This is a genomic window from Flavobacteriales bacterium (assembly GCA_021739695.1).
Classification (GTDB): domain Bacteria; phylum Bacteroidota; class Bacteroidia; order UBA10329; family UBA10329; genus UBA10329.
Genome location: JAIPBM010000013.1, coordinates 62,309 through 88,814 on the forward strand (window position 1 = coordinate 62,309; position 26,506 = coordinate 88,814).

Here is a 26,506-nt window from a genome sequence, read left to right on the forward strand (position 1 = left end):
GCAAGATGTACTCAGGAATCCAATGTTGCGTTAACGTAATGCGCTAAGATGATTGATTTATTCTCCATGCCCACCAAAGTACGCAGTTGCTACGGTCCGATATTCAACTTACCAGTGTCTTCAATGTAGACTTTAGCTCCATTATCAGACTCAATACTAATGGTATGGCATACCCCAACGTTTGTGGGTAGAATATGTGGATTGTGAGGTGTAGATGGAATGAGCACATCAGTGTTTTGGTTGGGTACTTTCAGATCATTCCAGTTGTTACAGTCGTGCCAGTCGATGTTTTTAACACCATCCCAAAGTCCTGCCTGAAAACCAGTAGTGGTGAATGAAAATGTGACGCAACTGCCTGAATAATCCTGTCCACCGTTGTTGTAGTTGCTGTTATTGCTGTAACCTATCCAGTTGCTGGGATCGTTGATTCTCCGAATCCAACCAATTTGATCGGTCGCAGCCATCGAACCAGTATATTTCACCTTGTCGTTATTCGAAATTCCTTCAAGGTCGATTGTAAAACACTCCGTATCCTCGGGTCGGGTAGATCCTGCTGTACTGGCATAACCTGGAGCCGATTTCCAACCAGTGGCCGTCCATCCCCATACAACATCTCCTGTGTAAGTTGCATTATGACTTCCAGCTGGATTTGACCACGCCCCGTTCTGGAAAAGCCAGATCTGGTCGTTCTGGTTCAGGTCGAAATCGAAGAGGTTACCATTTAGAGAAGTAATGCTCCAGTTTGCATTATCATTAGCTCCGCAATTAATGACTGAGAAGTCTGACGCTGAATTACCTGCTCCTTGCAAACACAAGGTCGTTCCCGCAGGAATAGTTCCACCCGATGTGCGAGTGATACGTATCACACCCTCCGTATCTCCCCAAAGCCCTGATGAAATACGCTCGAAACCATTGTCGTTGAATTCGATGGAAGCACCAACAGTTATATCTTGAAATGAGAAGAAACACACCTCATCATCGCTTCCACTACCAAGATATTGCGTATTAACAGAAACGATGGCCATGTCTCCTGCACCGAAATTGGTAATGTCATTTGGGATTACCGAGACCTCAACACCTGAGCTCCAATCCATTCCTTTACGAACAAAAATCTCGAAGTAATAGGTAGTTCCATTGGTCAGTCCACTGACATCCACCGTATTGGTGTTAAAATCAGCAAAATAAACCACCTGATTAGGAGCTGCATAAACGGCATCGGGTGCATATGCGGAACCATCGCCCGAAGGACTGAAACCGATACCTGGCGTTTCGTTAGCTACAACCAATACCTCATCGAAGCAGGCCACATTCGGGTTGGTCCATGAAACCAGTGCTGATTGGTCGTTTCCGACCGCGTTGGCAAGAGTCACATCGCCCAACTCTGCAATTCGCGTTAGCGAAGTACTGGTTGAGTACTCGTAATCACTGCCCGAACCCAAGGAATATGCATATAAGCGAAAGGTGTACGAATTCCCGAATGTTAGGCCTGTGACAGAGGCGGTAGTACCAGAACCAATGTACAGCACACGCGAGTTGGGAGTTGTTGTTCCGAAAGTTGGGGCCAACGAGTAATTCAAATTCCAAGTTTGGGAGGAAGGGTCCAGACCATTAACGCTATGTGCACCAGTGACCTCTCTCGCTACAAGCAAGTATCCATCAACATTGCCAATTGCTGGAGTTGTCCACGAAAGCTCTACCCCTGTAGTAGAAACACATAAATCTGTGAATACAGTTGGCACTTCTGGAATAGTGACAAAATCAACATTTCCTGAAATTCCCGTAGTGAAATACTTCTCTGCACCAACTCCGCAATCATATTCAAAAACTTCCGCAAAATAGTGCGTACCTGGAGTGAGCCCCGTAATATTAACCGTACTGCCAGTGCCGCTGTAAATGACGTAGTTGCCAGTGCCAATTTGACTTCCTGCACCGAACACGGGACTGCCAGAATATGTAGCATTATCAGAAGGATTGGCACTTACTGCACTTCCTTCGCTGAGCACGACAATCCGTCTCGGGCCATTTCCATTGGTCCAAGATACCGTAGCAGTCGTTCCTGAAACTAATGACGCGGAAACACTGGAAGCATGAGCATCGGGGGCAGAGCAACCAGTGGTTGCTTCAACATCATTGGAGTTTCCGCTTGTGCCGCAGGTGGCACTCGTAGCGCGGACATGATACGTATACGTTTCTCCAGATGTAAGGCCAGAAACCAATTGCGAAGTCCCTGCCACGGAAAGGTTTTGAAAGCCACTAACGTACTCGTAGCCTGTGGACGTAATCAACACATCATCTAGTGCAAATTCATCTCGATTGCCGGAACCGCCAACATCATCACTTTCCCATCTAACGTAGTAATAAGCATTGTTTAAAATGTTCAACCCCGTAAGACTAGTTGATCGGTTGACTGACACCCAAGTAGGCGAGCCGCTGGCCGCAGCTGGGGAAGTATAATCCAAAGAAGGTATTGATGTGAAACTGCTTCCGTTGCTGGAATGTGCAAAATTGAACGAGTTACTTCGGTCTTCATTATTCAACACCCAAACAGTGTAAGAGATATCTAATGATGTGATAGTGCTTCCTGTAGTGTTTTTGATGCGCAGAACCGCGGTACCTGGGGTGAAGTCGGATCCTGCTGGCTGAAAGCCCAACGATGTATTGCCACTGCCCACATCAAAACTGTATACACCACCAGTTGATTCACCACCTGTGCTTGAGCCACGAGCGAAGTCTCCAGTTGTGTATGTACCTGCAAAGGTCCCATTTCCATCACTCATACCTGTCAATATCCAGTCGTCCGAATCGAGTTGTGAGCTGGTTGGTGCGGATTTAAAACCTGTTCCTCCGAAACCTGTGAAATCCTCCTCATAAATGGTCTGTGTGCCTAGAAAGAAAACATCGAGCTCATACCCATTTGCTCCCGGTACGGTGTTCCAGTTGGCAGTGAAATCTGTAGAATTTACGTTGGTGGTCTGTGGAGAAACATTCCCATTTGCCACAGGGGCGGCTGGAATACTGTTCACCGTGATGGTAATAGGACTGGACAACGCGGTGGAAGCGGTAACGCAGACACCAGTAACCGTAATCTCGCAAGTAATACTATTTCCGTTTGTCAGTGCAGAAGTAGTGTAAGTACTATTTGTTTCACTTGAGATATTCACTGTATTGTTCTTCCATTGGTAGCTTACTGTTCCTCCACCTGTGTTGGCTGGAGTGGCAGTAAATGTCAATGCATCACCGGTGCAATTAGGATTGGTGCCAGAAGTGATGGCAATGCTGACAGTTGGTGTGTAACTGAGCAATCCGATTCCGCTAGCAGCGACATTGTAATTGGAAGCTCCACCACCACCTACCACAATGTTGCCGCTGTAATTTGCAGCGGCTGTTGGAACGAATTGCACAAAAATGGTCTGCGAAAACGTTCCGCCTGACTGTGCCAATGTCAGTGAACTGTTATACGGTCCGACTGCGGTAGTGGCATACTCGAAACCAGAAAGCGCTGCCACGGTGACATCTGCGGTAGTCAGCGAACTTCCGTTGATGATGAATGAATATGGGCCATAGCTTCCGTCTTCGCACTGACTTCCGAAACCTGCAAGTGCGGTTGCACTGATGGTTGGTGTAGAGGCTGCGTTGGTGTTGCAGCCCGCAGAGATGGACGACCACGCAGAAGAACCACCTGCGTTGTTGGCACGTACTCGATAGTAATAAGTTGTTGATGCATTTAGGCCTGAGAATGTATGGTTCGTTATGGTGGATGCAATACCGGATTGCGTTGCCAGCACGGAAGCAAAGCTGGAGCTGATTGAAATCTGAACTTCATACGTGAATGCTGCGCTTCCTGCAGAACCGCTAGGTGCTGTCCAGTTGGTCTGTATGGAAGATGTCGTTTGTCCAGAGCATGTTCCTATGTTAGGAGCATTGTGCAGGTTGGTAAACGTAGCATCTGCTGAGTAGGAGGTTCCTTGGCTGTTGATGGCATAGCCGCGAAAATGATAAAGTGTGTTAGGTGTCAGTCCGGTGCGAGAATGCGTGTAAATACCTGTCGTAGTTCCTCCTTCTGCTGCACCATTAACCGTTGGGTTTACGGAAGTGCCATAAACCGTTCCGCGTGCCGTAATTGCTGCTCCGCCATCGTCTGTTACGTTGGCGCCTAGCTCAGCAGATGTAGTGGCAACGGATGTGACAGTTGGTGAAGTAACCGTAGGTGGAGAGAAGGAAACACAACTTGCAGTATGTCCAGCATTCGCAGCCCCCGTGGTATAGGGAGTTGTAATAACCCATTCCGAATTAGTTGAATTCGTTCCTCTCGAGGCAGTCCAATTCGTATTTGGGGAACAGATCGTTGACTTGCGTGTAAGTCTTTTGTCCACCGTCCCATTAGAACTGCCTGCTACTGCCCAACCCGACCCAGGATCTGCACCTGATTCTCCAACAGCGTCAAGCAAAGTCCAAACCGATGAGATGTTTTTTGCAAGTCCAACAGCATCATCTCCGTTCCACGAAGCAGAACCTGAATATAAATTAGCACTTGGAACATCCGTAGAATTGTTGGCTATTACAAAAGTGTTGCCCGTTGCTAATGTCCCAGTTAAAGTTATGGTGGCCTCAGGCCAGTTACCTCCATTGCTTATCGTCCAAATGCGATAGTTGGCAAGATTTACGGACGCACCTGTACCGTTGTAAAGCTCAATGTACTTGCTATTGCCCGAGTTGCCTTCTCCATACTCTGAAATAAGAAGGTCTGTGGTCTGTGCTAAAAGCACCTGGGAAGCGAATAGCATTAGGATGGCGATGTATGCAGCATACCACCAACGTGCATTTTGCAACCCTGTACTCCAAACGTTGCCCATAGTAAACTCACACACATTTGGTGCTGCGCTACAAGTGTCTTGAAATTGGCTTTTTTTTCGGGTGTTCATTGGGACAGCAAATAGAAGCTTCCCATATTTCCTTATCGTAACCGATATGTTAGCTCAAAAAGCTTAACATACCATCTGAAATTTTATCTCAGATCCTTGTTCAAACTTGTCTTAAAATGGAACTCTGCAGCTTGGAAATCATCATTGAAACCTTGTGAAAAACAGGTTTCTAAACAGGAAATTTAACTACATCAATAGATACAATTAACATTAAACTGAAAAGTAAAAATCTCTAATGTTTGAACTGAAAAAAAAGTGGGGGAAGGTTTCCCTCCCCCCACCAACCAGAGTTGCAATCCTAACGTGGCTTATTTCACCACAAAACGTTGCGAAGAAATATTATCGCCCATTTCAATTTTCACTAGGTAAATACCTGCTGAAAGGGTCTCGGAAACCGCGAATTGACCCGCATTGGTCACTTGAAAAGTCTTGATCAACTGCCCCGTTGCACTATAAATGGAAGCTTTTGCCGTGCCATCCAATTCAGTAAACTCCAAAACGAAATCTCCATTGTTCGGATTTGGATAAAGCTTCGCAATGGTTGTAATGATCTCTTCTTTGATATCAACCGTGACACACGTTTCGGCCGCCCCTGGGTTGGCAAATACCTCGTTCCCTTCGATTATTATTCCCGTTGGACTTGTAGTTGGAATGCTCCAATTCGCTCCATCGTTGTTGTCCACAAGTGGATCACATAGAACGAGCGAATAACCATCGCCATCTGGTTCAGTTGGCCAAGGAGCAGCGTCATTATAATCTACCGAATCGGCAACGGCACCTGATGGTGCAGCAAGAACGATGTCTTCACCACCATTAGATAACGCATCGTTGGAAGACCACGCATAAGCACTCAATCCGAACGCGTTCTGGAAGGCGACAGTGTCCACTGCGACAAGCATAAATCCATTAGCAGAAATGCTAGCACCCTGAGGGAAACGGAAGTCAAAACCTTGACGGAAAAAGTAGCCCGATAGATCTACATCGTTTGGCATTGGGTTAAAGATCTCTACAAACTCCAAGCTATCCGTGTCAATTTCAGGAGAATTGTACATGATCTCTGTGATGACCAATGGAGCAGCTTCTGGCAATCCGCCTACGCTATAAACCGAAATGCTTCCGCTCACTTCGTTTGATACAAGAAGCAATGGAAAACCTGTTGGGCTTTCTCCCGCAGGGATGAAATCGATATCCTCTGGCCCAAGACCACCAGCAGCTGGTGTTCCTTCCGTTTCTGCGAAATTACGATCGGTTCCATATGACTCGAATGACACGTTATTCGGGTCGGTGATGTCATAAACCATTACTCCACCTTGTCTTTCTAGACCGATGAATGCGTAGGTTTTTCCCATCATGCTTACCACTTTCAATGCTTCAGGCTCTGGACCTTTATCATCGCTTCGCGAATCGAATGATGTATTATCATCGTTGTTTGAGTTGAAATTAGCTGCATCATAATTCGAAATGAAGGTCTCGAAATCGTTTCCGCTATCGTAAACAAGGTTTCCTGTTCCATCCCAAATCGAGAACGAACGTGCACCGTAAGAATAAAGAGCTTCGTGATCTCCATCGTTTCCGTCATCTCCTAAACTGGTTGTAACATTCAAACGACCAAGATTGGTGTTCTGTTGAAGCGTGGCTGCATCTGGAAATGCAGTTGCATCGAGCGTCAAGCCAGCTACGCGCTCTTCTTCTGAATAACCGCTATAATCTCTCGAATCGCCTTCGTTGGCACTTACAATAAACGGCAAACCGTTGTATGTATATGAGTCAATCGCATCAGGCTGATACATTCCGTAAACGGGCCAGTTCTGGATGTTCACGCCAGCATCCTGATTACTGGCATCAATTGAATTTCCTGCCGCATTGTAATCCTTAAAACCAAGTCCTTTGAGGCCGATGATGGTATTGTTTGTGAGATCAATTGCTGCAACCGCGTTGTTTTCTTGAAGCACAACAATGGCCGTTTGTCCATCAGGCAGAACAGTGATGTATTCCGGCTCAAGATCCTGCGCAACCGATGAAAGCCCATCGTTACCGAAAATGCGAATGTTAGGGTCGATGATAGCCGGTGCATTGAATGCAGTGAAATCCAACGTGGTCACATCCGATTGTTGCAGGTTGGCAACACCGCCAGATACATCGATGATACTTACCGACCCTAGCGGATCAACCGTGTAAGCATCATTCGGCTCACCTTCGTTGGCTGTTAGAACTTTGGTTCCATCAGGAGAGAACATGACCATATCGGGCATGGCGCCAACAGTCAACGCTACTACGAAAGTTCCATCTGCTTCGAAGAATACAGCCGAGCCATTTGCCTGAGGGTCGTTAGCTTCGACTGCTCCCACCAAGTAACCGTTCTTAAAATAAACGCTGTTCACACCAGAACCATAACTACTCATATCGATGGAGAAATCCAAGGTCGGGTTGGTCGGATCCGAAAGGTCGATAATATCAATGGCGTTGGTTGACCCATTGGTGGAATAGACACGCTCATCTTCAGCGTTATAGGCCATGATCTCGGTGGCAGATTCACCAAAGATTCCTGTGTGGTAGCTGCCGATCGGAGTCAGCGTCACCTGTGCCCACGTTGCAGTTGACGCGACAATAGCAGATAAGAGTAGTAAAGGTTTTTTCATGTTGTAGGATATGTTTTGCGCAAACATATCTCGACAAGAAACCCTTAAACCTACTTCTTCTTTAAGGTTGGATTAAGGAAGGTGTTGATGTGTGAAGATTGTGTAAACCGAAAGTGAATCCATGTTGATCACTCCATCCGTACAAGACGTTTCACACTCAAATTATTGGCGGTCTGAAGCTCTACGATGTAGATTCCATTGGCCGGAATCACCTCTGGCGAATAGTTGAACTGGTGTTTGCCTGAAGTGTATGCTTTTGAGGTGAATTCTTGAATCACGTTTCCTTTCACATCCATAATGCGAAGACCAACCTCCTCAGGCTTTTGCAACTCAAACTCAATGGTGAAGTCTTCTTTGAACGGATTCGGGAAAACCTTCATCTGTGCGCGGTCTGTGTCATCATACCCATGAACTCCGGAAGGGCTTGCCGATTTCAGGATCACGAATTCATCCAATACCGTTCCTGTCGTGTCAATGAACTTGGCGTTGAGTTCCCAGCCATTCACATCAATTACCATTGAACCATGATAATCCTCTGTTGACATGTACATGACAGGGTGGTCCAGATCGCTGTTGCCGCTTCCTTTCTGACCGCTACAACCGACCACCGCATACACAGCTCCCAGATTCGGGTCATCGCCATCATAATATTTCTGATAACCGTTTCCATCGTTCGGATTGCCGTTTGTCCCATCGATCAGCATGGTAGATGGATCCCAAGTATCCGAAGTTCCGTAATGACCATGGATCAGGTAAGAGCGCTCGTAACTGTGGCTGTGTCCGTTCAAAATCATATCAACTCCATACTCTTCCAGAATCGGTGTCACATTCTGGCGCATGAAGTATGGCCGACTGAACGCATCATCAGAATCATGTGTTCCCTTGGAGTAGGCAGGCTGGTGAAAGAAGGCGATGATCCAATCGGCCGTGGTGTTCTGTAGGTCCTGCTCCAACCAATCTTGGAAAGACGTTCCGGATGTGGCGATGTAAAGCAAATACTCTGTGTTCAACGACAGAAAGTGGATGTTCCCGTAATCGAACGAAAAATAACCCTCTTCACCACTTGGCACACCGCCTGCCTCACCGTTGGTCGGAAGCGTGAGAATATCGTAATACGGCCCATTATTGAATACGTCAACGCTGCCGTAATCATGGTTTCCCGGGCAGGGCCAGACCACCGAATTTCGCAACACTTCAGGATAAACTTCAAACACTTTTTCCTGATACTCCTGATCGGTCCCGTCTCCGTAAGCGTTGTCTCCAAGCCACATCCAAACATCCGTGTGTGTGTTTCCGAAATGCTCGGTATATCCTGTTTTCACATCGAACTGTGCTTGACTTCCGTTTCCGAAATCACCGATGGCCCAAATACGAATCGGCTGATCCGTTCCATGTTCCGGTGATGTCTTGAAATAAAAATCAGGGGTTGATGTTGTATAAGCTGCACCATCCACTCCAATGGAATAGAAATACTTGGTGTCTGCCGCCAAACCTATGATGTTCACCTCGTGTTCCGTAGTTCCGCTTGGCTCATTGATCGTATCCGAAAGGTTATTCATATCCGTTCCGTAAATAACCTGACCTACTTCAGAACCAGTGGTTCTCCAACGCACAACCATGCTTTCCGGAGTTCCAATATTCAAGTAAGGTCCACGCACCAAAGTCGATTGGGCAAAGGCGGAAACACCGATAATGGTAGCGCAAAAAACAAACAACAGCTTTCTCATGGAATGGAATTGAAGCAGCAAATATTAGCAGACTCAACGCAAAACGGATAAGCTCGGGCAATCCTTAATTACAAATTAACCTTAGGGCAACTTCACCTGCATCTATCTTTGCCACCATGCTCGCAATTCTCCTCAACGCACTCCTTCTTTTGCCACATGGCGATCTGAGTGTTCGCATTGCAGAGAAAACCGCGGCCATCAAAGCGGAGCCGACCAATTGGCTTCTTTACATGCAGCGTGGCGAACTCTACGCACAACACGAACAACCAGACAGTGCGTTGCTGGACTATCACTTCGCAATTGAGAATGGCTTCGATAGCTCAACTGTTTTCGTTCTGAAAGCTGAGGCCCATTTGACGTTGAACCAAGTTGATGCTGGACTGAGATCCGTTTCCCAGTTTTTGAAAATGGAGCCCGACCACTTAAAGGGAATTCACGTGCGCGCACAGCTTTTTGAGGCCAAAAATGAGTTGGATAAAGCCATTGAAGATTTCGAATATGTGATCCGAAGATCTGAAAACGCCCGGCCACAGGATTATGTGGAATTGAGCGACCTCTACTTGAAACTGGATTCTTCAGATTTTAAGAATGCAATTGACGTTTTGAACCGTGGTAGGGAAAAACTCGGTAATATCGTTTCTCTGGAGATGAAACTCTATGATATTGAAAAAGGCAGAGGCAATTTCGAAGCCGCACACCTCATCTTGAACCGAATGATGGAACCACTTTCCAGAAAAGAACGATTGATGGTGGAAAGGGCGGAATTGTTTCTGTTAGAACAAAAGTCCTTAGAGGCTGTTCAGGCCTTGGTAGATGCCGAGAACGCCATTGCTTCGCTTCCCATCCGGTTTCATAACCTCGGTGCCATCGCCAAACTCACAGAACGCATAAACCAACTCAAACAACGATTATGAGAATTTTCAACCTGATCCTCTGTCTCGGTATTTCACTGAATGTGTTCGCGCAATCAGCAAAGATCATCCGTGGACCTTATCTACAAAGTGGCTATACAGATAAGGTGACTGTCTGTTTTAGAACGGATGCTGCGGTCGCGGCCTTGGTCAAATATGGGGTAAGTCCCAATGAGCTCGATCAGAAGTCAAGAACAGAAAAAGCTGACACCAACCACGAAATCACCATCACAAACCTGCAGCCCAATACCAGATATTATTACGAAGTGGTTACAGGCGAAGAAGTCCTTTTTACCCGAAGTGAGGATCTCTATTTCCGAACACATCCTGAAACAGGAACTTCAGAAACCATCAACGGTTGGGTTTTGGGCGATTGTGGGACGGCCAATGACGATCAACGTGCCGTGCGCGATGCGTACTACAGCTTCATCGGCAACGAGCCAACAGACATGATCTTGTTTTTGGGTGATAATGCGTACAACATCGGAACCGACAAGGAATATCAGAAGGCCATTTTTGAGAATATGTATGAGAACAGATTGAAGAACACCATCGCGTGGTCGTGCATTGGAAATCACGATGGGGCGTCCGCCAAGTCAGCCACACAATCAGGGCCGTACTATGACATCTTCCATTTTCCGACACAGGCCGAATGCGGTGGCGTTGCCTCTGGAACGGAAGCCTATTATTCGTTCAATTACGGCAATGCGCATTTCATTTCGCTTGATTCGCATCAGTCTGACCGTGCGGTTGGTGGAACGATGTACAAGTGGCTAGAAAGTGATCTAGCGAACAACACGGCCAAGTGGCTCATCGTGTTCTGGCACCACCCTGCTTATTCAATGGGATCGCACAATTCAGATAAGGAAGACCGCTTGATAGAAATGCGGGAGAATTTTCTGCCGCTGCTGGAACAACATGGCGTGGATGCCATCTTCTCTGGACACAGCCATACCTATGAGCGTTCGTACATGTTGAATGGACATTACGGAGATTCCGATTCCTTTGATAAGCAGAAGCACACCGTTTCGAACGGAAGCGGCAACGGCAGAGAAGATGGCGATGGAGCATACCTCAAAACAGCCGACCTCGAAGGAAAAGGAATGGTTTACATGACGGCTGGTTCGTCAGGAAAGATTTCGGGTTTTGAGAAGGAACTTCACGAAGCGATGATCTTTTCGCTGAACGAATTGGGTTCCTGCGCATTCGAGATCACGGAGAACCGCTTCGAACTCAAATTCATCAATAATGAAGGGAAAGTGGACGACTACTTTACGATTGTAAAGTAGTTGTCGCTAGATCAAACTCCGCCCGCATTTCCAGCAATTTCGTGTTGATCCATGTGTGGCATTCATCGCGAAGTGGCTCCCATTCATCGTATTTCTGTGCTGGGCCAAATGCTACTTTCACTTTTATTTCTGCATACTTTCCGAATATCTTCAGGAAATGTGGAAGGAAGGTGTCTGATCCCACCCAAGCCACATCCTGATGTTCAAACTCAATGGCGATTGGAACGACCTCAAACCCACCTTCCACGGCTGTCATAAAGGTTCCGGGACGGAATTCGCCTGTCTCAGGCCCAACGTAGGTGGTGCCTTCTACGAAAACGATGGTGGAGATTCCACTTCTCACGAATTCAGCGATCTGTTTCCTAGTTTCCATGCGACTTTCCTTACTTTTTCGATCCACGAAAACCGTTCCTGAATGCACGAGTCCAAAACCCATGATAGGCCATTTTTTCACTTCAGCTTTCACCACTGGACAAGCATCCAAATGCTGAAATATAGAGATGGAATCGAGGTATGAACGATGGTTAGTCACACCGAGTGTTCCTTTTTGCGGAACTTGCCCGCTCACATCGCACTTCACGTTCAAAAAGTGTACAAGTCTAATGGAAAGCTGCCTTCTGAGGCCAATGGCGCGCTCAATGTCCTTACCTTGAACAAGACCTCTGAACAGGATTTCCGCTATGCAGGTGGAGGTGAGAAAAAGAAATCCAAAAAACCGATAAAATCCTCTTATTGTGTTCAAATCAATGGAGTTCTCGGTTCAAATTCTCCAAGGTTTCAGCTGGGATGTCCATCATATCAAGCACAATTAGCCCGTCCAGCACATTCGAAAATTTCGGGTCGAGGTTGAACCCGATGATCTTCGCTTCCTGTTTGATGTATTTCTTAACAAGAACGGGAAGTTTGAAGTTTTTCGGTTCCACTTCTTCAATGATCTTGTCCAGTTCACTTACTTCTGGGCTCATAATATTGATGATGGCATCAATATCCAGATCTCGGCATGGCGGGGCAAAGACCTTTCTTGGTTTCACGTGTTTCGCCAACTTTTCATTCCAGTAATGTTTCTTGATAAACTCAACGATCAACTGCCTTGAAAAACTAGAATATTCGTTGCTGATACTTACTGGGCCGATCAAATATCGATAACCCAGATTCTGTAAAAGCACGACCAAAATTCCTTTCCAAAGAAGGAACAATGGCAGCCTGGCTTTTTGATATTCTGGCGTAACGTAAGAACGTCCAAGCTCGATTGATTGCTCCAACACTTTATTCAGAGGCTTTCGGAATTTGAACAACGAATGAAGATAGAATCCGCGTTTGCCGTAAAGCTCCATTATCTCGTGACCGAATCCGATCCGGTATCCTCCAGCAATCTTCTTGTTTTCTTGATCCCATAAGATCAATTGATGATAATACATATCGTATTCATCAAGGTCTAAAGAGTCTCCGGATCCTTCACCAACCGTCCTGAAGGTGATTTCGCGAAGCCGACCAATTTCTTTCAGCGACTTGGGAATCTGGCTTGCGGATGCAAGAAAAACCTTGAATTGAGCCTGCTTGATCAGGCAATTGGACGGATTCAGCGCATTCAACTCCAGTTCAATAAAATTCGGGTCGATGGCTTCCGCTAAAGGTTCTTGAAGAGCCGTCCCGAAATCAGCACTCGTAAAACTGAAGAACGAATTCACATCGATCTTACTTCCAAGACTGTACAGTTTTGCTCTAACGAATCGGGCATAGTCTTCGGGGCGAGTAAAACGTGCTTTCAGCTTAGTTCCGATCGGATTTCCAACCCTCAAGCGCACGTGCTTCTCTTTCGAGTTCAGATCCTGAAAAAAAGCTGTCATCCTATCGAACGAAAATGTCTTAGAATGAATCAGACCTATAAGCGATTCTGTACCTACATGTATCGGCTGAATTGATTGATCGATTCGAAATAGAACACGCATCAGTTTTGGATGCCAACGCTTATCTATGGCCATGTTGGCCGTTATTCGACTGATCGTCCCTTGCTTTGCCGGGAATACGACAACCAATTGATTCATTTCGATCAATTTCTGAATCGAATCGATCAACGCATCTTCGCTTTTATCCATATCAAATGGTACGATATGATCTTTTAACTCTCCATAGGAGGAAAAGTCGTAGGAACTCAAGACCTTGACGTCATGTCTGACGGAAGAAATTGCATCTAGCAATAATATCGGGTCAACTGGACCGAAGAGACAATTCACCACCAAAATACCGGGGCCAACGGTCGGAATCCGAGAGAGATCTTTCTCTTCTATTTTCAACGATATCCGCGAAACATCTAAGAACGAACGGACGAATTCAGTCATGTCCAAGTCATGTTCTGAAAGTGCTTGCTGAGCAGGAAAGGCCATCTACGGAGTTTGGTATTAGAACAAATCTCGTCTTTCCCGTTCTCATGAATTTGAACGGAACATTATCCTTAGGTTCTCATGCTGATATCATTATTTGAATGGAAAAAATTCTAAACCGACCATTAAAACGTCCTGTTCCAAACTATTCGAAGCGAATGTCAGTCAATTGTTAGTCCTGTCCACGTTGCTTTCACCCCAACCGTTCAATTAATATCCGTTTAATGATTCCTTAAACTCCTTGTGAGATCACGTCACGTTCTTCGCGTTCCTGATGAAAAGCGGCTTTTTATTCTTATTGATGATGGCTTTTATGGCAATGGACACCATTGCGCAGCAGGAGAATATTGAAGAGAAGCCTACATTGGCATTTGGTCCTTGGTATATCAAGAAAATCGCATCGTTTCAACCTGCTTGGACCGCGGTAGTTGACAGTTCGTTGATCAACGTCTATCAGGCTGATGTGGATGAACTTTCAGAAACCCTTCAGATAATCAGGAAGACGAACAGCGACAGTCTTTGGAATTTGTTTTTAGACCAATATACTCAGCTTGGTCAGCGAATGAAAGACCATCCTGAAATGGAATCCTTCGTAATTGGAGATGAATTCCTTCACCGTGTTGTACTGCAAGCCTCACGTAATCGGAGACCGGAAATTTCTCTTCGATTTATTGACGAAGCAAAACGCATTCATCCTCGCGGAATCTACCGCTCAGACCTCAACTGCAAGCATTAATGAAAAACATCCTTTCTATTTTCCTATTTATTTGGGGAAATGACGTGTTCGCTCAAAACTCCATCAAAGGGAAAATTGTGGACGAAACTGGCCCACTGCCAGGTGCAAACATTATCATTCAGGGAACTTCTACTGGAGCGACCACGGATATGGAAGGACGTTTTACCATCAACAATTCTCCGAAGGGAAGCCAAACATTGCTGGTCTCGTTCATTGGCTACGAAAAGTTTGAAAAGAAGATTGAAGTAACCGAAGGTGAGAATAACGTTGGTGAACTAAAGTTGAGTCAGGGTAAGCAACTCGGTGAGGTAGTGATCGAGGGCGATTTTAGAGGAACTGAGGCAAAGGCTTTCAACATGACCAAAACCTCCCCACGAATTGTGAATGTGATTGCTTCGGACGGAGTTGGAAAACTTCCAGACCGAAATGTTGCTGAAGCAATTCAGCGCGTACCCGCAGTTGCAATTGAGCGCGACCAAGGCGAAGGCCGCTACGTGTCAATCCGTGGTACGCCTACCGATTGGAGCGCCTCACTTATCAACGGAAACCGATTGCCCGTGGCAGATGAGAATGCCAATTCGCGTACACTGTCTTTCGATGTCATCCCGACCGACCTCATCGAATACATCATTCTTTCAAAAGCATTGACACCCGATCAGGAAGGTGATGCGATCGGTGGTAGCCTCAATTTCATCTCGCGTACCGCCCCTCGCCAAAGAACCCTGACGGCAAGTCTTTCGGGCGGGATGAATTTCCAGTCGATGGGACCTGCTGTGAACGCTTCGGTGCTGTGGGGCGACCGCTCCAAGAACAAGCGGTTTGGCTACATAATCAATGGGATGTATTACAACCGTAGTTACGGAACGGATAATTACGAGGTGGTTTATGGAAGTAATTACAACCACGGTGTCAACCGTTTGGAGCTGCGCGATTACATCGGAACGCGGCAAACAATTGGGGCAAATGCTTCGGCAGAATACAATCTCAACGATCAATCAAAAATCTTTGTGAAAGGGGTCTTCGGGCGGATGACCGATAACGAACACCATCGCAAAACGCGCTACAATTGGGCCGAAGGCGCGGGTCAGACCATTTCATTTCAGAACATCCACGACATCATGGAGTCCACGCTTTTCGGAGGTGAGGTAGGTGGGAATTACAAATTGCATCCCAAATGGAACCTCGAATACAAGGTTTCGAGCTATCACAATCGCTTCGGCTACGGCCCTGTTCCATTTGAGCGTGGCGACAGCCGCAATGGATACAACGTGGTGGAATTCAAGCGCTTTCAGGTCAATTTCACCGATCAGATATTCATTGATCCAGAAACAGGCGAGCAGGTTTCGCCAAATACGCCTGGAGCGTGGCGTATCAAACTAATTGGAGATGACTATCCGGGTGGCGGAGGTGATGACCCGAATAATATCCAGCCTCAATACACTGACAGCATCACGGCTGACCAATTCATTTTCAATGATGCGTATAGTGAATTGAATACCACTTGGGAGCGCGACCCGATTGTGGGACAGCTCGATCTTACGTGGAATGTGCGCGGAAATCTGACACTGAAAGCGGGCGGAAAATACCGCTGGAAACAGGGTTTCCGCGAACTCAGTCTCTACGAATGGGACCAGAACTTTCTAGTTACCACAAACGCCATTCGCTTGACGCAGTTCGACAACGAAGCGTTGAACACCAATGGTGGCTTCTTGCAGGAACTCGGTTCCAACTACGAGGACAATTTCTTTCCATTTCTGACCAATGGTCAATTGGCGGATTTCTATTCGGTGATGGATGATTCAATCCGCGGGATTGAGATGAATTCCAACCATCCGCAATACGAGGAATGGATCGGCAGCAAGTACAGATATGATGAACAGGTGGTTGCTGGATATGCCATGGCTGACTGGAACGTGTTCAAGAATAAGTTGCAGATAACGGGTGGGTTGCGCTTGGAGCAGACCTATCTCAGCATGACTGCCGATACCGCGTACATGGGTTTTGTGGCCAATCGTTATATCGGTATTCCAGGAATGGAAAATGAGGTTTACATCTCTGTTTACAACGATACGTTGGCTGCAAACTTCCTTTCGTATCGCGATGCCATAGCCGTGTATCACGTTCCTGTGATTGAGACCACATCGACCACCAAATACCTTTCGGTCTTGCCGATGCTGCATTTTACGTATCGATTGGGAGACAAGGCCAACATTCGATTGGCGGCCACACGGTCGTTACGCAGGCCGAACTTCAACGAAACCAAACCGGGTTCTCCCGTGAAGGATTACACCAATTTGGAGTACAACATCGGTAATCGGAACCTGAAACCAAGCTACAGTTGGAACTTCGACCTGATGGGCGAATACTATTTCGGAAACATCGGAATGATATCCGCTGGTGTGTTTTATAAATACGTGACCGACCACATTTTTGCCACCATCACAGCCGATGTGGATCAGCGCACGGGCATCATTTACAAGAGTTTCAGAAATGCAGACAATTCCTACGTGGTTGGGGTGGAAGCTTCGTTCAATCGTAGGTTCGATTTCCTTCCAGGATTTCTGAGCGGTTTCGGCTTCAATGGAAATTATACTTACATCCATTCCGAGATGCGCGTGCCAGGAAGAACCAAAGCACAGCCGCTTCCACGTCAGGCTGAACATCTTTTCAACGCGGCTCTTTTCTACGAGAAACATGGGGTGAATGCAAGGCTGGCGCTGAACTACAAAGGCGCTTACCTCTACGAAATGAACTTGGCCGCTGTTGCGGATGCCGAAGGGAATCCAATTCTCCTCCACGACAACACGGATTTTGATGTATTCATGGACGATTTCCTGAGCATGGATTTTTCACTTTCCTACAACTTCAAAAAGCATTGGACAGTCTTTGGCGAAGCGAACAACCTACTCAACTGGCCTTACCGTCTCTATCGTGGAAATAGGGATCGCCCCGTGCAAGTGGAATACTATGATGTTCGGGCACTGGTAGGGGTGAAATTCAGCCTCTGATGTTAAGGTTTTTGCAAAATCAAAAATTTAACGTTGAGTATAGAACAAGGACATACTGCGAGCATAGTTTCGCACAACTGAAACCACAGACAATCATAGATCAATGAAGCAATTTCTACTTACAATTTTATCGATAACCCTGATTTCCAGCCTTCAGGCACAGGAGAAAAAAGTACTGTTCATCGGAGTTGATGGCGTACGTTCTGACGCATTGCAGCAGGCCAACACACCAACGTGGGACAGCCTCACTTCTGTTGGACTTTACACTTACACATCTTGGCACGTGGACATAACGGTCAGCGGACCTTCTTGGTCTAATATGTTGACGGGTGTTTGGAGCGACAAGCATGGCGTGACAAACAACAGCTACACAGGAAGTCATTTCAACGATTATCCATACTTCGTTACACGTGCTAAAGAACATATTCCAACGTTGAAAGCCGTTGAGATTTCGAGTTGGACACCCATGTGTGATGTTTCTATTGGAGGTGCTGTGTACAACAACGGATGGGATGCTTCGATCAATCCTCCAACGGATGATGCCGTGGAAGCGGTGGCCTTGACACAATTGCTCGACCCGGATCTAGATGTACTCTTCATCCATATTGATGACGTGGACGCACAGGGACATGGAAATGGATTCAGCCCAACAGTTGCTCCTTACATGGCCCAAATTGAATACATCGATGGGCAGATCAGAAGAATTTTGAATGGATTGAAAAACCGGTCCAATTATGCCAATGAAGATTGGTTGGTGCTAATGACCACAGATCATGGTGGAATTGGAACAGGTCATGGTGGACCTACACGTGCAGAGCGCGAAATATGGTGGGTAGCTGCAGGACCGAGTGTCCCGCATGCACAAATAACCGTTGACCTTCCGACATCCGTACTTGGTGAGTACACAATAGATTTAAACCCAGACCCTGCTGATTACAGAGATGCTCCACTTTTGGTGGATATAGGTGTAACAGCTCTAGATCACTTACTTGGACCAGAAGGAGTTGATCCCGAAACGGTAACTGAATGGGATCTTGATGGGCAATCTTGGTTGGGTTACAGCACATATGTTGAGGAAACTGAAAATGCTGATTTCGATTTCGGAATTTACCCAAACCCTAACGAAGGTCTGTTCACGTTGCTTGTCGGCAATGAAGTTGACCTGGGAGATTTCAATTGGTCAATTATCGATGTCTCTGGAAAAGTGATTCGTACAGGTGCTGAAAAACGTTCGGTAGGAATGCAGAATCTGCTGCCAATGGATATTACAGGCCTAAACTCCGGTATTTATTCGCTAAGAATATCCGATAACTCAAAGGTTTCAACTCGTAGAATCATAAAGAAATAGATTACAAACGGTAATTTTTCGGTCGTAGAAAAGTCGTTGTAATTGGCGCAGGTAGCATTGGGGAGCTTCCTGCGCTTTCTATATTTAACCTATCCTAGAAACCGAAATTATTTCAAAGATGAAGTTAATTCCTCTCTCCTTTATGTCCATCCTACTTTCATCCAGCCTTGTCGGTCAAACATATCTTGTGTCAGACTACGGTGCCATTGGAGATGGATCAACCATCAATACAGCGTCTATTCAGGCAGCTATTGACGATTGCAACGCAAATGGTGGTGGCGAAGTGGTCATCGCTGGGGGCAATTTTCTGAGCGGAACCATCTGGTTGAAAGATGGGGTGAATTTGCGCGTTGATGCAGGGGCTGAATTGCGTGGAAGTAACTCCATTTCCGATTATCCCGACATCACCCCACAGATTCCAACGTACGTGAACAACTACACTCGGAAAGCGCTCATCTATGCCGAAGGTCAGTCGCATATTGGAATTTCAGGTGAAGGAAGGATTGATGGACAAGGAAGCTCTTTCATCGGAATAGATGAACGCCCGTTCGGAATTCGGTTTGTTTCCTGTCAGAATGTGACTTTGGAAATATCTGAACTCAGGAATTCTGGTTTTTGGATGATGAATCTGTTGGATGTAGACACCTTGGTCATTCGGAACATGGAGATTTTCAATCATGGAAATAGCAACAACGATGGCTTGAGTTTGGATGGTTGTAGAAACGTACTCATCGAAGATTGCACGGTTGATAGCAACAACGACCCGATAGTTCTGAAGACCACAAGTCCAGCTGAATGTGAAAATATTGAGATCCGAAATTGTACTGTGGCCACCTGGTCGCGCGCCATCAAGATCGGAACCGAAACACATTCAGGCTTTCGGAATATTCACATCCACGATATTGCCGTGGTTTGGAGTTCGTTGGCAATTCCTCTGTTCGGCATTGGTGTGGCCTCTTGCGGCATCAATCTGGCCATTGTAGATGGAGGCTTCATGGAAGACGTTACTGTTGAAAACATCACGATGGAAGGAGTAAACACGGCCCTTTTTATCCGACTTGGAAACCGAGGGCATGTTTGGGAAGATGGGCTTCCCGCACCACCTGTAGGCTATTTGAGAAATGTAGTCTTACGGAACATAACGGCTGTTCAGGAAAGCAACACTACGTCTAGCATCACTGGCATACCAGGTCATTATGCTGAGAATATCACGCTCGAAAACATCGACATCGAATTCCCAGGAGGTCAAAGCGACCTTGGGACGGGTTATGTGGTTCCTGAAAACGAAGGTGAAAAACCTGAAAGCTCCATTTTTGGTGATCTGCTGCCGTCCTATGGGTTATACATCAGGCATGTGGATGCCATCGAAATGTCTGATGTCTGTTTCAGATGGCAAAATGCCGATCAACGACCGGGACTTATGATGGAAGACGTCCTTAATTCAGCAAATTACACGATGATCTCTGAGAATGATGGCGGCTGTGTCACCATTAGTTCTGGGGTTTCAGAGGAAGCTTTTCACCGCCATGTTTGGGTGGACGAAACTGGAATGATGCACGCATCGATTGGCCAAAGCCAAATGTCCGATCTTCAAATCTATGATACGCTCGGTCAGAAAGTTGAAACTGTTAAAGATGTCAGTGAACTGACCGATCTCTCATGGCTTCCTGCTGGGATTTACGTGGCAGATCTCGGAATTGGAGATGATCAGTTTCAATTCAAATTTGTAAGGTGAACCCTCAGCGCACCAGCAAACCACCACGCTTCTTTCCAAGCTTTCCTGGTTGCAGAAACAAGGAATTTGTCACATGAACATCAGTTCCTAAGCTTGGGAATTGAATGGATGACTTTCTGGATCTTCTTTTCCAACTCTTCCATACTTCTATCCTTAACGCGGTCAATACGGTGCACCCTTACTGGTTTAATGCCGCAAAAATTCATCGTAGCATTCTTTATCATACCGAGATCGCTATTGCCATACATCAGACAGATCCAAATCGTGGGAGCATCTGAAGTGCGGATTATCTCTCCCGATCTTCCCTTCAGAAGTTTGTCCCACATCGGGTCGTTCTTGTGATACTTAAAAGCAAACCCCGGAACCAATGTTCGATCTAAAAATCCCTTGAATAAGGCAGGAACAGAGCCCCACCACATCGGATAAACCACAACCCAATGATCACACCATAACAGGTTTTCTTGCGCCTGGGCCAGGTCTGGTTCTAATGCTTGTATTTCCTTGTACCCCTTATGCAGAATCGGGTCAAATTTCAAATCTCCAACCTTTTGAAACCGCACTTCGTGCCCTAATTCCTGAGCCTTTTGGCAGTAAGCGTGCGCAATCGCTCCGTTATAGGAAGCAGAATCTGGATGTCCTAAAAGCAAATAGATTTTCATGGTGGTCTGTCCTAGTTCGCGCGAAGAACCTCAAAGTAAATTTCTGGCCGATCAATGTTGATCAGCTCCACGCCATCTGTTCTCAGCACCTGCCCGAAATAAGTTTCGTCTTCCTTGCTGCCGTAAAGCATTATTCGAAGATTGTGTTTTTTACAGGCCGCTATGAATTCGGCAGTCACATTTCCAATACCGCATTCGATGATCTGCGGATGATACGTTTTCACAGCGGCCTCCACTTCCTCCACAGAACCCGCATTCACCTTCAGCGGTAGTTCGGCCGATAGCTTTCGAAACATTTTCATCCACTTTTTGCTGCCCGACCAGAAGAAACAGTCGTTTTCCATACCTGTTTCCTTCACAAGCGCAATGAGCTGGGCTGGGTTGGCATCCTTCACATCGAAATATACCTTGGCCTTGCCTTTTATCCAGTTCAAGTATTCGCGCAATTTGGGAACTGGTTCTCCTTTGAATTCCTTCCCGAACCAACTTCCAGCATCCAATTTATCAATCTCAGCACTTGTCATGGAGCCTAAAAGTCCTGAACCATCGGTGGTGCGATTTACCGTTGGGTCATGCATGATATACAACACGCCATCGTTACTGGTTCGCACGTCAATTTCCACATAATGTGCGCCCAATTTGATGGCCGCTTCGGCAGAGGCCTTCGTATTCTCAGGCGCCAAATGGTTGGCTCCGCGATGGACCACGACCTCGATCTGGGCTGTTGCGGAAAGCGTTACAAAGAGAAAAGGGAAAAACGAAAAAGGTATTCTCATCAATGCGAAAGTTGAAATGGTGTGAATGGCCTACGGTCGCCATCCACTAGATAGCCCGCGCGGAGCATTTGTCCGTGATGATGGTCGAAATACTCGATTTTCAAAGCGTGTTTTCCCTTATCGAGAATGATATCTCCGTATTGCCAAAAGGCTCCGTGGTCACCATCATTGTCTACAACCAATTGCCCATCGATGTAGAGTTTGGAACCGTCATCCGAACGGGTGAAGAAGCGATACGTTCGGCTTTCGTCCAGTTCCACCAAACCATCCAAAACCAAGCCCCACAGATCTTCCTTCGAGTTATTGCATTCGGTTTCATTTACGGTCTGCTGAACGCCCGTTTTCTTGGCTTTTAGTTTGCTGAAATCGGGCAGTTTTTCGAGGTCATCAGCAAATTCGTAGTAGCTGAAATTCAATCCACGTTCAGTCTTAGTGGTTATCGCTGGAAGCGGATCCATCTGCTTCAGGCTGCGTGTAACAATTCGGCTGGCGCGATTGTCAGCCGTGTAAGCTCGCGCTTTCAATTCGGTCGTCTTTTTCAGTTTGAACGGGCCGACATATTCCGTTGACTTCTGTGTCGGTTCGTTTCCATCCAAGGTGTAATAAATTGCGTAATCCTTTTCCAACGCTTGCATACTCACGTTCGCTTCATCACCAAAAACCATTTTATCGACATCGATCATGGGCGGAGGCGGTTGCAACATGCGATTTGTGATTCCTTTCTCTTCCGGTTTTTCTAGCTGAAAAGTGTCAAACAAATGGCCTTCGTGGTCGATGGCTTTGAACACCAAGGTTCTATCGAAAATGGCGAACGTAGTGTAGTGATGATCAGCAAATACCTTGTGCGAGAACCACGAACGGTTCGGGTCGAAATCCTCCAAGCCACCACCTGCACCACCCGAGTTGATATAAACAACTCCATTCTTCATATTGACCCGATTTTCAAACAACGGCCACGAACGCTCATAAACGTGTGTGTGTCCGAAGAGGCAGAAATCCACACCATATTTCTCATACAAAGGCACCAGATTAATGGTCTTTGTGGTGTAAGTGGAAGCACCAATGTAGGTGTCACCTTGATCGTTTTCTTCCGAAGAATAAGGCGGATGATGATGTACCACGATCTTCCAAGTAGCATCGCTCTTGGCCAATTGCCACTCCAACCAATCGTATTGTTCTGAGCCTTCCGAAACGTCTTTGTTGCTATCGATCATGAAGAAATCGGTGTTGCCATAACGGAACTTGTAATAGTATTCTGGTGCAGGGTTGGCCATGTACTGGTAGTAGTAGTCGTCATCCTGCTCGTGGTTGCCGATAACGGTGAACATCGGGTAGCGGCTCATCACGATGTTTCCCGGAGCGAAGAACTCGTTCACCCATTGGTCCTTGATGGAACCCACATCCACAATATCGCCCGCATTCACCACAAAGCTGGGGCGCTCCGAGAACACGCGTTCGGCCACCTTTTTCCAGGCCCAGGGCGTATCGCGGTTCTGTTGCGTATCGCCAATAAAGGCGAACATGAACGCGCTATCGTCATTCACCGTGGTCTTGAACGTGGAAACCGGACTCACAATTTCCTTCCCTGACTTAAACCTCGATTTGACACGATACACATATTTCGTCTCCACTTTCAAATTATCTAGCACCACTTCGTGCATCAACCTTTCATCTGTGAGTTCAATTTTCTGTGAGAGATTTGGCTCTTTCGCCTTTGGAAGTGCTTCGCCATACTCTACAATCGTTGTTGCTTCAGAGGTAGTTTCCCACAGCACAGTCATGCTGTTCTTAGTTGACCATTGCAGATAAGGATTGATTAAAAAACTATCTACGGCAGTCTTTTGCTGTGCCATTATAGGCAGGAAGAATAGGCAGAGAATGAGAGAAAAAAGGGAGTTTTTCATTATTTGGAATTAGATTCTAACCTGCAGTTGCAACGTGAAATTACGATTCGGCTCAGGCATGCTTGGTCGGGTTGAGTAGTATCGGTTGGCAACGTTTTTAATAATGAACCCTGCTTTCAATTTGCTGCTGATCTTGTAGCCAAATCGTACATCAAACACCCAATCGCCTTTTTGGTGTTGCTCTCCGTAGCGATCAAATGAAGCAAAATCTCCCGAAAGGAAGCCCACAGCAAGTCCGAAGGTTTGCGGAATGACTTCTGGGTAACTTCCATAATAGAAAGAGAACCCTGTGGTGATGTTCTTCCAATTAATGGCAAGATCTCCTACAAACAAATGCCGTGATCGGAATTGTAGAATCTGACCTTTACGTTCATCAGGAACCCTTCGGCCCAGATCAGCGAACATCATTTCGAGGTATTTTCCCACACTGGTTCCAAACGAATCAACGTTCACCGGATAGGTATAGGTATATCCTAAAGATGGAACGATCTCGAAATCACCGATCTTCCCGCTTCCATTCAGCCCCACTTCAAAGCCTCCAACTCGTGCGTTTTCTACATTGCTAGGGTACAGCCCAATGAACAAGGAATCATTCTGAAATAGCTCTGGATTGGTGGCTGAACTGACGAAACGATACTCAACGAACTGTTTATATTGTTGCCAGAAGAATGCGGCATCAATCCCAGCTTTGAAATTCAATATCTGAAACCCTTGGGTAATACCAAATTCCAGGTTCCAACCTTTTTCTGGTTGAAGTTGTGGATTGGCTATGATGCGAAGCGTGTTGAATAGGTCGTTTGTGATGTACCGTTCACCCACACTCGGCAATCTGTACGATTGACCGAAAGAGGTTCTGAAAAAACTTGCTCGACCAAACTTGAGATTTAAACCTGTTCGGAACACAGGTAACCCCGATTCGAAAATATCTTCCACCCCAAGAACCTCATACCTCACACCACCAATAAGCGACAATGCTCTCAGCGTGTCTGAGTTGCCAGATTTTGTTCTATCAGCCCTTCTAACTGCCCCACCATCGGCCCAGATGAGTTTATACTCTCCTTGAAGGTATGCTGCTGCCGAATACGTTTCCCTCAATCCAGGATAAAGGTTACTGGACGAAATGCCGAAGGTTGCAGGTGCTCCTGTTGTAAGAATTACGCGGTGCTCAGGTCGTTTTACCATCAATCGGTTCTTATTCCAACCCCAGTTCTTTTGATATTGGTAATTCTCTATGAATTGGTTGGAAATGGCATCAGGGTCGTCATCGTTCCCGAAGCGATGGATGTATAACCAGCGGAAATCAGCACTGTGCCTGTTTCCTAGCGAATCGACCAAGTGAAGATGCGGGTCAAGGTTCATCGTCATATAGCGGTCATCAGAGCCATCTGCAACACGGAAAGCATTCGTGTCCAAATCCTGCGCTAGAAAAAACCGTTCGTTCTGTTCGAACATGAGCGTATAATTGAGCCCATAGTTAAGCCCTTTTTTCTTTTTATGATGAATACGGGTTTTAATACTGACCCGTCCGCGTAATTCATCGTTTTCCTCCAAATAGCTCTGGTGACGATAGATGTTCGTGCCAACCACCACATCAGCTCTACCCACCTTTTGATCGTAGAGGTAACTCAGACCCATGGCTCCGCGGGTAGAAAACTTTGTCCACCACTGTTGACTTTTGATGGGAGTGCGGTCATAAACGGTTCCGAACGTCACAATCTCGTGCGATGCTTTCTCTGATTTTGGCCAAGCCGTTAGAACGTTCACCACCCCATTTAGTGCTGAAGACCCGTAAACCACGCTTGCCGAGCCTTTGATCACCTCAATCTGTTCGGTATTCTCGGTCGGAGCAAACTTTAGTTTGGCATCTCCAAGATCAGCGCTCATCACGCTCATTCCATCCACCAGAACTGCCGTTCTAGATCCAACGCCATAAGAGTAGGAACTACCTCCCCGAATACTGACCTGGCCGTCCTGAACCAGCACACCTGACGTTTTGCTAATGGCCTGTCCGACATCCGTAGCATTTCGATCTCTAAGATTATCTCCACTGACCACACCTGCCGAAACTGTTTCCTCCTCAATTTTTGTTTCATACTGGCTTGCCGAAATGATCACAGTCTGATGTTGATGTGATTCTGAGCTGAGACTCATGTCCAATTTAATCGTGAGGCCGTCTTCTACATCTACTTCCTTGAACTTAGCCTCGTAGCCAATGAATGAGAATTTGATCTTGTGCTTTCCCGAAGGGAGATTCAATCTGTATTTACCTTCAACATCAGTGCTAACTCCTGCTGATTCAAACACCACTGTGGCACCGATCAGTGACTCACCTGTTTCTGCATCAGTTATTTTCCCAATGATTGTTCCTTCCTGAGCCCAAATGAGGGTAGAGAATAGAATGCTGATGGATATACTTAGAAAATGCTTCATGTTTTTTTTCGAAGCGTCCAAAATATCTTCCGAGTATTGCC

General features: G+C 46.3%; 15 protein-coding genes. 6 read left to right on the forward strand and 9 right to left on the reverse strand.

What is annotated here, in order from left to right; all coding sequences use genetic code 11:
• Window positions 1-89: 89 nt before the first annotated feature.
• The 3 genes from K9J17_09850 to K9J17_09860 form a co-directional block, all read right to left on the reverse strand.
• Window positions 90-4,922: a fibronectin type III domain-containing protein gene (locus K9J17_09850; protein MCF8277028.1), complete on the reverse strand. Its 4,833-nt coding sequence runs from the start codon at window positions 4,920-4,922 to the stop codon at window positions 90-92.
• 308 nt (window positions 4,923-5,230) lie between these two features.
• The gene (locus K9J17_09855; protein MCF8277029.1) at window positions 5,231-7,561 is read right to left on the reverse strand and encodes a choice-of-anchor I family protein; all 2,331 of its coding nucleotides are present in this window, start codon (window positions 7,559-7,561) and stop codon (window positions 5,231-5,233) included.
• A gap of 128 nt (window positions 7,562-7,689) precedes the next feature.
• Window positions 7,690-9,288, reverse strand: coding sequence for a metallophosphoesterase (locus tag K9J17_09860; GenBank protein MCF8277030.1), 1,599 nt, complete (start codon window positions 9,286-9,288; stop codon window positions 7,690-7,692).
• A gap of 116 nt (window positions 9,289-9,404) precedes the next feature.
• Here K9J17_09860 and K9J17_09865 point away from each other — a divergent pair, with 116 nt between their 5' ends.
• Window positions 9,405-10,202 (forward strand): hypothetical protein, encoded by a 798-nt coding sequence (locus K9J17_09865; GenBank protein ID MCF8277031.1) that lies wholly within the window; start codon window positions 9,405-9,407, stop codon window positions 10,200-10,202.
• Window positions 10,199-11,488: a metallophosphoesterase family protein gene (locus K9J17_09870; protein ID MCF8277032.1), complete on the forward strand. Its 1,290-nt coding sequence runs from the start codon at window positions 10,199-10,201 to the stop codon at window positions 11,486-11,488. The genes K9J17_09865 and K9J17_09870 overlap by 4 nt, the downstream gene beginning before the upstream one ends.
• Here K9J17_09870 and K9J17_09875 read toward each other — a convergent pair.
• The gene (locus tag K9J17_09875; protein MCF8277033.1) at window positions 11,472-12,230 is read right to left on the reverse strand and encodes a 1-acyl-sn-glycerol-3-phosphate acyltransferase; all 759 of its coding nucleotides are present in this window, start codon (window positions 12,228-12,230) and stop codon (window positions 11,472-11,474) included. The genes K9J17_09870 and K9J17_09875 overlap by 17 nt on opposite strands.
• A gap of 1 nt (window position 12,231) precedes the next feature.
• Window positions 12,232-13,872, reverse strand: a complete 1,641-nt coding sequence (locus K9J17_09880; protein MCF8277034.1) for a lysophospholipid acyltransferase family protein — start codon at window positions 13,870-13,872, stop codon at window positions 12,232-12,234.
• Window positions 13,873-14,143: 271 nt separating this feature from the next.
• Between K9J17_09880 and K9J17_09885 the strand changes: the two genes are divergently transcribed.
• The 4 genes from K9J17_09885 (at window position 14,144) to K9J17_09900 (ending at window position 20,696) form a co-directional block, all read left to right on the forward strand.
• Window positions 14,144-14,605: a hypothetical protein gene (locus K9J17_09885; protein ID MCF8277035.1), complete on the forward strand. Its 462-nt coding sequence runs from the start codon at window positions 14,144-14,146 to the stop codon at window positions 14,603-14,605.
• A complete protein-coding gene (locus K9J17_09890; protein ID MCF8277036.1) occupies window positions 14,605-17,613 on the forward strand; it encodes a TonB-dependent receptor in 3,009 nt (1,002 codons plus the stop codon). Before K9J17_09885 ends, K9J17_09890 begins: the two co-directional genes overlap by 1 nt.
• A 103-nt stretch (window positions 17,614-17,716) precedes the next feature.
• Complete coding sequence (locus tag K9J17_09895) at window positions 17,717-18,961, forward strand: alkaline phosphatase family protein (protein ID MCF8277037.1); 1,245 nt, start codon at window positions 17,717-17,719, stop codon at window positions 18,959-18,961.
• A 118-nt stretch (window positions 18,962-19,079) separates the two neighbouring features.
• Window positions 19,080-20,696, forward strand: coding sequence for a T9SS type A sorting domain-containing protein (locus K9J17_09900; GenBank protein MCF8277038.1), 1,617 nt, complete (start codon window positions 19,080-19,082; stop codon window positions 20,694-20,696).
• 80 nt (window positions 20,697-20,776) lie between these two features.
• Here K9J17_09900 and K9J17_09905 read toward each other — a convergent pair whose 3' ends face one another.
• Genes K9J17_09905 through K9J17_09920 form a run of 4 tightly spaced genes read right to left on the reverse strand, consistent with a single transcriptional unit; the run spans window position 20,777 to window position 26,465 of the window.
• The gene (locus tag K9J17_09905) at window positions 20,777-21,355 is read right to left on the reverse strand and encodes an NAD(P)H-dependent oxidoreductase (protein ID MCF8277039.1); all 579 of its coding nucleotides are present in this window, start codon (window positions 21,353-21,355) and stop codon (window positions 20,777-20,779) included.
• 11 nt (window positions 21,356-21,366) lie between these two features.
• Window positions 21,367-22,131: a glycerophosphodiester phosphodiesterase family protein gene (locus tag K9J17_09910; protein MCF8277040.1), complete on the reverse strand. Its 765-nt coding sequence runs from the start codon at window positions 22,129-22,131 to the stop codon at window positions 21,367-21,369.
• Window positions 22,131-24,035 carry a metallophosphoesterase gene (locus K9J17_09915; protein MCF8277041.1) on the reverse strand — a complete coding sequence of 635 codons (1,905 nt, stop codon included), beginning with the start codon at window positions 24,033-24,035 and terminating at the stop codon, window positions 22,131-22,133. The genes K9J17_09910 and K9J17_09915 overlap by 1 nt, the downstream gene beginning before the upstream one ends.
• 9 nt (window positions 24,036-24,044) lie before the next feature.
• The gene (locus K9J17_09920; GenBank protein ID MCF8277042.1) at window positions 24,045-26,465 is read right to left on the reverse strand and encodes a TonB-dependent receptor; all 2,421 of its coding nucleotides are present in this window, start codon (window positions 26,463-26,465) and stop codon (window positions 24,045-24,047) included.
• Window positions 26,466-26,506 lie beyond the last annotated feature (41 nt).

Coding starts and splice junctions, on each gene's coding strand:
- K9J17_09850 (MCF8277028.1), bottom strand. CDS start 4,922: ATGAACACCCGAAAAAAAAGCCAATTTCAAGACACTTGTAGCGCAGCA.
- K9J17_09855 (MCF8277029.1), bottom strand. CDS start 7,561: ATGAAAAAACCTTTACTACTCTTATCTGCTATTGTCGCGTCAACTGCA.
- K9J17_09860 (MCF8277030.1), bottom strand. CDS start 9,288: ATGAGAAAGCTGTTGTTTGTTTTTTGCGCTACCATTATCGGTGTTTCC.
- K9J17_09865 (MCF8277031.1), top strand. CDS start 9,405: ATGCTCGCAATTCTCCTCAACGCACTCCTTCTTTTGCCACATGGCGAT.
- K9J17_09870 (MCF8277032.1), top strand. CDS start 10,199: ATGAGAATTTTCAACCTGATCCTCTGTCTCGGTATTTCACTGAATGTG.
- K9J17_09880 (MCF8277034.1), bottom strand. CDS start 13,872: ATGGCCTTTCCTGCTCAGCAAGCACTTTCAGAACATGACTTGGACATG.
- K9J17_09885 (MCF8277035.1), top strand. CDS start 14,144: ATGAAAAGCGGCTTTTTATTCTTATTGATGATGGCTTTTATGGCAATG.
- K9J17_09890 (MCF8277036.1), top strand. CDS start 14,605: ATGAAAAACATCCTTTCTATTTTCCTATTTATTTGGGGAAATGACGTG.
- K9J17_09895 (MCF8277037.1), top strand. CDS start 17,717: ATGAAGCAATTTCTACTTACAATTTTATCGATAACCCTGATTTCCAGC.
- K9J17_09900 (MCF8277038.1), top strand. CDS start 19,080: ATGAAGTTAATTCCTCTCTCCTTTATGTCCATCCTACTTTCATCCAGC.
- K9J17_09905 (MCF8277039.1), bottom strand. CDS start 21,355: ATGAAAATCTATTTGCTTTTAGGACATCCAGATTCTGCTTCCTATAAC.
- K9J17_09910 (MCF8277040.1), bottom strand. CDS start 22,131: ATGAGAATACCTTTTTCGTTTTTCCCTTTTCTCTTTGTAACGCTTTCC.
- K9J17_09915 (MCF8277041.1), bottom strand. CDS start 24,035: ATGAAAAACTCCCTTTTTTCTCTCATTCTCTGCCTATTCTTCCTGCCT.
- K9J17_09920 (MCF8277042.1), bottom strand. CDS start 26,465: ATGAAGCATTTTCTAAGTATATCCATCAGCATTCTATTCTCTACCCTC.